Raw genomic sequence first — 6,833 nt, 5'->3', positions numbered from 1 at the left:
TCCCGGTTCAGGGCAGTGGCCCAGTGCTCGCTCCTTGCCGACGCCCGGTGCCGATGAAGACCTCGATGTCCTCGATATTCATCTTCGTGCCGCCTCTCGCTGCATGGGTGCGGGGCCAGCCGGTGGACGACAGGTCCCGCACCCACGTTACGAAAGACCTCACACACTGCGGGCCGTTCCCCTTATCAGCGGTCACCAGCGCCCGGCTGCTGCGGGTGACAACACCCCCCCGGATCATCTAAGGACAGGGGCAAGACATCATGCCCACAGCAGCTGGCCCAGCCCCGGACCACCCGGGACCACCAACAAGGTAACGGGCTGCGGGCCTTGGGCCGTGAGTCCATGTCCGTCACACGGCTCGCGCAGGCGCTGGGGCTCTCCTGGCACGCCGCCAACAGCGCAATCCTGACCCGGACCGAGCAGGTCCTCAACGAGGCGTCCGACCGGTTCAAAAGGGGTGGAGGTGCTCGGGGTTGATGATTCCCCCCGCGCTTCGCTCCCGTGCGGGAGGTGCTCCCTCTGTCTGGCGTCACTTCAGGCGGGGCGACCGGTACGCCCGCCGTGGTCATCGACTTGGCCCCCGTACACGACCGCAGTGGTCCGGCTCGCCTGCTGGATATGGTCCCGAGCCGATCCAAGAAGGCCCTCAAGAACTGGCTCACCGCCCGGGACGAGCCCTGGAAACAGACCGCCCAGGGTTCAAGAGCGCCGCCGGAGAGGAGCTCCCCAAGGCCCGGGCGGTCATGGACCCCATTCCACGTCGTCTCCCTGGCTTGCCGGCAAGCTCGACCAGTGCCGCCGCATCCAGTAGGGAGACCACAGGGCGCCGAGGCCGGGCAGGAGACCGGCTCCACCGGGCCAGGCACACGCTGCACACCGGCGCCGACCTGCTCACCGATCCCCAGGCCAGGCACCTTGAGGCCTTGTTCGCCGACGAGCGCCACGCTCCGGTCCATGCCGGCTGGGGCGCGTTTACCAGCGCCTGATCCAGGCCTACAGGGCCGAGGACTCGGGCCTGGGAAAGCACCTGATGCGACGGCTCATCGACTGCCCTGACGCAGACCGTCTCAGACGGGCTCGAGGAGATCAAGACACTAGCCAGGACCCTGACCGAAAGAGCCGCCGACACCCCTGGCTTACTTTGACCACCCCCGCACCTCCAACGGCCCCACCGAGGCAGTCAACGGCCGCCTGGAACACCTATGCGGCATCGCCCTGGGATTCAGAAACCTCACTCATTACACCATCCGCAGCCTCATCCACACCGGACGCCTCAAAGACCACCTGGTAACAACCACCTAAACCGACTCTGCCGACCCCCTGGCCCTGCTTGGCGGCGATCTCCTGCCTCCCGGCCTCCAGCCCCGCCTCGTCATGAGCCGATCCCAGGTGCTCCAGCAAATCCGGCGCACACCGCCGAACTTGGACACGATCTGCACCGCCGTGGCCTCCGAAGCGGTCCTGACCTTACGCAGAAACGGGCTTATATCGGTGCACCATACGGGCTCTTAGCGCCCCGTCACCAGACCCCAACACCGCAATACCAACGAAAACTCACACCCCATCACCCACAACCCACCAAAGTGTCATGAGTCAGGCCTGAGAGCAGGTCCGAGTCGCAGACAGCTGTGCCCGCGACTCACAACTTTCGCTGGCATGAAGGCCTAATCCGGATAGTGCGGGAGGTATATTCGTCCAGCGAGACAAGTAGCTGCTGACCTGGGTGAGGGGAAACGATCGCTATTTCCGTGAACGTCCCATGCAGACTTTCGAGGCGAAAGAAGTCAGCTACTATACGATTCCGCTTCGGACTGCTTTGACGACGGCGCCCACTCTGTCATGAACTCCTAGCTTTGCGATGAGGGCGGACACATGAGTCTTTACAGTCGCTTCACTGATGTTCAGCCGACGGGCAATCTGTTTGTTGGGAAGCGCCTCCGCCATGAGTGCCAGCACGTCGATTTCACGTTGAGATAGATGATCGAATTCGGGAGAACCGGACACATGGCGTGTCGGGACAGTCTCAGCCTGTTCGGTTTTCGTGGGCTTGACAGAAAGGATATTCTCGGTTTCACGCAAATGGCGGCTAGAGGAAGGGGAGAGCACGAGATTCCCCTCGACCGCCTGACGAATGGCGCCGGCGATCGATTCGACGGGATCTTCTTTGGCTATGAAACCATTCACGCCAGCCGCGAGAGCACGTTCGACTAAATCTTTCTCAGTGAAAGTTGTCAGAATCAGAATTGCTGTTTCTGGTAGCTCTTCGTGAACAATGGTGGCGAGGGAGACGCCGTCCATTTGAGGCATCTGAATATCGAGAAGAATCGCTCGCACGGCAGGATGGTCGGGTGATTTGAGGAGCTGGAGCGCTTCGCTCCCGTCGCATGCCGTCCATGCGACACTGATGTCCTCTTGGGTGTCGAGAAGCGTGCTGAGGACGTGGCGAACAAGAGCGTCATCATCCGCTATACCAATGCATATCATTCAGCACGCTCCTTGGAGGTCGTCTGCGGAACGACTGCGCTGATGATCCACGCCCCATCTTCGATTGAGGTGGTGAGAGTGCCACCGAGTGCTTCCAGTCGTTCACGCATGCTCAGTATTCCCATGCCGGACGAAGGTAATGCCCCGTTGAGATTTTCACTGACGGCGTTGGTGGAGAGGATTCGAATACAGTCTTGATTCTGAGATATTGTAAGCGTAGCAGGAGTCGCAGGATTTCCATGCCGTATAATGTTGGCACCGATCTCTCGAAGTATACGGGAAAGGACTAACGTTTGCGCGCGAGTCAAATGAATATGGTCGGCGATATGGCAACTCATGTGAAACCCTGCGTCGGTGACATCGTGTGTGACGAGATTTGCGGAGACGATGATATTATCGACGGCATGTCTTGACGGAGAGTCGTTGGACAAGGAAAGATAGTGGGAGTCCTTCTGTAGTGCGTAAAGAAGGATGCGTAGTTCATGAAGCGTGTCGGCTCCGGTCCGGGCGATAGCGGCGAACTCCGCCTTCGTCTCCGGTGAATAAGCGGGATCTTCTGAAGACACCCGCGCCCGAAGCACGGTTTGCGACATCGAGTACGATACGAGGTCGTGCATGTCTTTTGCGATATCGCTTCTTATTCTCTTTAAGTGCTGTTCTTTCATGTTGGCTTGCTTGTACCAGAAACATTCAGCTTGCCGCGCAATAGCGCCTATAAGTATAGTAAAACCATATACTGTGATTTCAGCTATTTCAAGTAAACTCGTTCGCGCCGAAGGTGTGATGACTGGTGGTATGGCTGTTGGAAAGTTATTGGATGTTAATATGATCGCAGCGGAGGCTATGTCGTTGATCAGAAATACAAGGAAGGCTTGCTTTAACCTAAAAAAGCGACCCAGGTATAGGTAGAATAGTGAGAGGCTTCCTGCGATGTCGGATGCATAGGCTCCAGGCAGGGCGAGGAAGGATAGCATGCATGCCGAGAACGTTGCGATTGCCAGTGGTTGCCAAAAGGGGATTGTGATAGAAATCAGCGACGTCAAGAGGCCGAGTGTCAAAAGTTGTCCCGAAACCGGGGCTGGCCTGCTGACGAATAGAGTTGAGAAGATGCTTAGGACGCAATATGTGGTTCCGATGGCCACATATATTTTAGTCGTGGGGGTGTTTATTGTTGTTTTGTTGGTTAAATACTTCGAAAGAGAGAGTAGGGGAGGGTGAGCAGTTCTTGCAGCCATTTTCTCCCGTCCTCACTGGATGAAGCAGGTCCGGTGGTGGGTGAGCTTCAGTTTCAGCGTACGGCGCTATCGGCCGATCGGCAAAATATGGGAGATGGGGCGTTCAGCCTCTTGACACGCACGTTGGTCGGTACGGCTATCGCACGTGCTTCTCGCTCCTCCTATTGGCTCATCCGATCGGATGAGCGTTCACCCCTTGAACTGATAGGAGCGGTTAGTTGTCGTTGTTCTCGATCTTCCGTTGTCTGGCTGAGTAGGGGGTGGGTGGCGGCGTCGCCGGTGCTGTGGGTGGGATGATGCTGGTTGGGTGTGGCGGTGTGCCGCGTGTCGTCTCGCGGTGGCCGGGCTTTTCCGGGGCCAAGGGGGTCCTGCGTGGTCACGGTGGGCAAGGGGCAAATGTATGTCGATGGGGCGATAGGCTCTGGGGCCTGAGCCCGGTCAGCTGGAGGCTGGCCTTGGGGGCGGCCTTGTAGCGCAGGACGGTGCGGCGGGCGATCACGGCGGGGACGCTCATCAGTGGCAGGCGTACCGTCTTGGGTTCCCAGCGCCTGGCGGAGTGCCGGCTAAGGTGAGCATTTGGTAGAAGGCCGGCAGGCCTGCGGGTCGGGGCCGCGAGAAGGCACCCACGCGGCTGACCGCGCAACCCTGCAACGCGAAGCGGTCGAGCTCGACAGGGCTACCTCCTGAGCGAAGCGCGCGAGAACGCTTTCGCGCACCTGATGCGGTCGTAGCCGCGTTTTTGCAGCCGGCGGTGGGTTTCGAGGTCGGCGAGCTGACCGACGCGGGTGTTGGTGGCCAAGGCCACGGGTCGGTAGCCCTCGATGTCGTCGAAGCGCAGCTGCGCGCCGTGGCGGGACAGCTCCCGGCACATGGTTGGCCCGCATCCTGGCCAACCGGGGGGCCGAGTCCGCCCTGATCCAGCGCGCGGCGGATAATCTCGACGCGGTTGGTGGCGGTGTTCGCCCCCGCGTTACCCGGCCGCAGCACGATCACCGCGCACTCCCCGCCCTGTCGTCGGAGCCGTGGCCTGCTCCAGGCAGTCAGCGGGTGATGGTCGAACCCGCTCTTGAAAGTTGGCGCCGCACCCCCGACGCACCCGGTTGACGGTCCTCTCAACCACCTCGACGTCCCCGGCTAGGGGCCCACTAACCGCGAAGCCGTCAGGTCAGACGCAACATGCCCGAAGACCTCATCCTGGCAGCGCAGCACCACCAGGGTTGCGCGCCTCGTGGCAGGCGGGGGAGCGCCGTGCGGCGCGGCCGACACTGGTGGCCTTTGTAGGATGTCGGTCATGAGAAATACAGTGGGGCGGTGCTCGGCCGATACAGGACGTGCTGTCTCGGTGTGGGCGTCTGCTGTCTTCTCGGCGGCAGCGAATTCGGCACGCCGTCGTCGAACGAGCGTCGGTGCCTTGGCGGTCCTTGTCGGAGGGTGCCTGAGTGCCTGTGGGACGGGACTGGCCCCCGCAGCAGGTGGCTCGGCCACCGTCGCAGGCCCGATTCCGTCGGGCCTGGAGTCCTTCTACCATCAGGCCGTCGACTGGTACTCCTGCGGCGCCACCGGCGGCATGGAGAAGGTCTCGGAGAAGACCGCCCAGGCGAGTGCCTCCACCACGGCCGCTGCCGCCACGGCGTCGGCGGAGGCAACGGCCGCCCCGGGCTCCGGCAGCATGACCGGGACGGCCGGCTCCTCCGAAGGAACCGACGATGCCACCTTCAGCTGCGCCGTCATCACTGTTCCTCTCGACTACGCCAAACCGCAGGGCGAGACCATCTCGATCGCCGTGAAGAAGCGCGCGGCCACCGGCGGTCACCCGCAGGGTGCCCTGTTCATCAACCCCGGTGGCCCCGGCGACTCCGGGGTCGCCTTCGCCGAGCGAGCGGGCAACGCCTTCAGCCCCGATCTGCTCAGCGCCTACGACGTCATCGGCTTCGACCCGCGCGGGGTGGGTTCCTCCACGGCCATCACCTGCACCACTGACGACGACTCGGCCAGTACCGCTGAGCCCTCCCCAACGGCATCCGCCGGCGCCGCCTTGGGTACCGGCTCCTTCGAGGAGTGGGCGGAGTCGACCCGGCGGTCCTTCAAGGAGCTGGCCGAGCAGTGCGGCTCCAAGACCGAGCCCGCTGCCCTGCTCGACCACGTCGACACCGTCTCCGCGGCCCGGGACCTCGACATCCTGCGGGCGCTGGCCGGCCAGGAGAAGCTGACCTACCTGGGCTTCTCCTACGGCACCTACCTGGGAGCCGTCTACGCCGAGCATTTCCCCGCCAACACGGGACGCATGGTGCTCGACGGCGCCATCGACCCCTCCCTGTCCCTCGCCGACCAGGCGCTGGGACAGGCCACGGGCTTCGAGCAGGCGCTGCGCACCTACGTCGACTACTGCCAGTCCTCCACCGGCTGCCCGCTGAGCGGCGGCACCGACGCCGGAGTCCAGCAGGTCCGCAACCTCATCACCTCCGCCAACAGCAGCCCCTTGGCGACCAGTGACCCGAACCGCACAGTGGCCGGCTCGGACATCGTCAGTGCCTTGAGCGAGTACCTCTACTCCTCCGAGCAGAACTGGGCACCCCTGACCAGCGCCCTGGATCAGGCCATCAACCACCGCGACGGCTCACTGCTCGCGGCCCAGGAGGACCAGGCCGCAGCCTCGAAGGATGACAGTGGTGGCGCCTTCCAGGCCGTCACCTGCCTGGACTACCCGGTGGAGGGCGACACGGCCACCTGGGCCGCGCAGTACGAGGAGGCCAAGCGCGTGGCCCCGATCTTCGGGGACTCCTCAACCGGCATGGACCTGGTGTGCAGTGTCTGGGGGCACAACGGAACCCGCAAGCCCACGCAGATCCACGCCCACGGCGCCGCGCCGATCCTCGTGGTGGGAACCACTGGAGACCCGGCCACCCCGTACGCGTGGGCTCAGTCCCTCGCCGAGCAGCTCGACTCCGGCCAGCTGCTGACCTGGGAGGGCACCGGGCACACCGCCTACGGCGGCGACGCCCCTTGCATCAACGACGCCGTCGACACCTACCTGCTCACCGGCACCATGCCCAAGAAGGGCCTAACCTGCCACGGCAACGAGTAGCCGCCGCATAGACGGCCCGGGCGCTCCGT

At 62.9% G+C, this 6,833-nt stretch carries 8 protein-coding genes and 2 pseudogenes; 5 read left to right on the top strand and 5 right to left on the bottom strand.

The features are described from left to right. Positions 1-342: 342 nt before the first annotated feature. The 3 genes and pseudogenes from FK256_RS14785 to FK256_RS14900 all read left to right on the top strand — a co-directional run. Positions 343-477 (top strand): hypothetical protein, encoded by a 135-nt coding sequence (locus tag FK256_RS14785; protein ID WP_280525789.1) that lies wholly within the window; start codon positions 343-345, stop codon positions 475-477. A 266-nt stretch (positions 478-743) separates the two neighbouring features. Further along, positions 744-986 (top strand): hypothetical protein, encoded by a 243-nt coding sequence (locus FK256_RS11950; protein ID WP_141424909.1) that lies wholly within the window; start codon positions 744-746, stop codon positions 984-986. Positions 987-1,112: 126 nt separating this feature from the next. Continuing rightward, a pseudogene (locus FK256_RS14900) lies at positions 1,113-1,302 on the top strand (transposase); the annotation flags it as partial. A gap of 21 nt (positions 1,303-1,323) precedes the next feature. Here FK256_RS14900 and FK256_RS14895 read toward each other — a convergent pair. The 3 genes and pseudogenes from FK256_RS14895 to FK256_RS11935 form a co-directional block, all read right to left on the bottom strand. Continuing rightward, positions 1,324-1,487: pseudogene (locus FK256_RS14895) on the bottom strand (IS1634 family transposase); the annotation flags it as partial. Positions 1,488-1,791: 304 nt separating this feature from the next. Further along, positions 1,792-2,484, bottom strand: coding sequence for a response regulator (locus FK256_RS11940; RefSeq protein ID WP_009232627.1), 693 nt, complete (start codon positions 2,482-2,484; stop codon positions 1,792-1,794). Then, positions 2,481-3,458, bottom strand: coding sequence for a sensor histidine kinase (locus FK256_RS11935; protein ID WP_170197964.1), 978 nt, complete (start codon positions 3,456-3,458; stop codon positions 2,481-2,483). The genes FK256_RS11940 and FK256_RS11935 overlap by 4 nt, the downstream gene beginning before the upstream one ends. Between FK256_RS11935 and FK256_RS14325 the strand changes: the two genes are divergently transcribed. Continuing rightward, a complete protein-coding gene (locus tag FK256_RS14325) occupies positions 3,457-3,702 on the top strand; it encodes a hypothetical protein (protein ID WP_034473694.1) in 246 nt (81 codons plus the stop codon). The two genes, FK256_RS11935 and FK256_RS14325, sit on opposite strands and share 2 nt — an antisense overlap. Before the next feature lie 393 nt (positions 3,703-4,095). Here the strand turns inward: FK256_RS14325 and FK256_RS14320 are convergent, their stop codons facing one another. After that, positions 4,096-4,233 (bottom strand): hypothetical protein, encoded by a 138-nt coding sequence (locus FK256_RS14320; RefSeq protein WP_170197963.1) that lies wholly within the window; start codon positions 4,231-4,233, stop codon positions 4,096-4,098. Positions 4,234-4,395: 162 nt separating this feature from the next. Further along, positions 4,396-4,590: a hypothetical protein gene (locus tag FK256_RS11930; protein WP_141424907.1), complete on the bottom strand. Its 195-nt coding sequence runs from the start codon at positions 4,588-4,590 to the stop codon at positions 4,396-4,398. A gap of 411 nt (positions 4,591-5,001) precedes the next feature. On the opposite strand from FK256_RS11930, the gene FK256_RS11925 reads away from it, so the two are divergent. Further along, positions 5,002-6,804 carry an alpha/beta hydrolase gene (locus FK256_RS11925; RefSeq protein WP_425321593.1) on the top strand — a complete coding sequence of 601 codons (1,803 nt, stop codon included), beginning with the start codon at positions 5,002-5,004 and terminating at the stop codon, positions 6,802-6,804. Positions 6,805-6,833 lie beyond the last annotated feature (29 nt).

The sequence above is a fragment of the Actinomyces johnsonii genome, assembly GCF_006546835.1.
GTDB classification, from domain to species: Bacteria; Actinomycetota; Actinomycetes; order Actinomycetales; family Actinomycetaceae; genus Actinomyces; species Actinomyces johnsonii.
The sequence above is the reverse complement of the archived record's forward strand: the minus strand, read 5'-3'. Positions and strand labels throughout refer to the sequence as shown.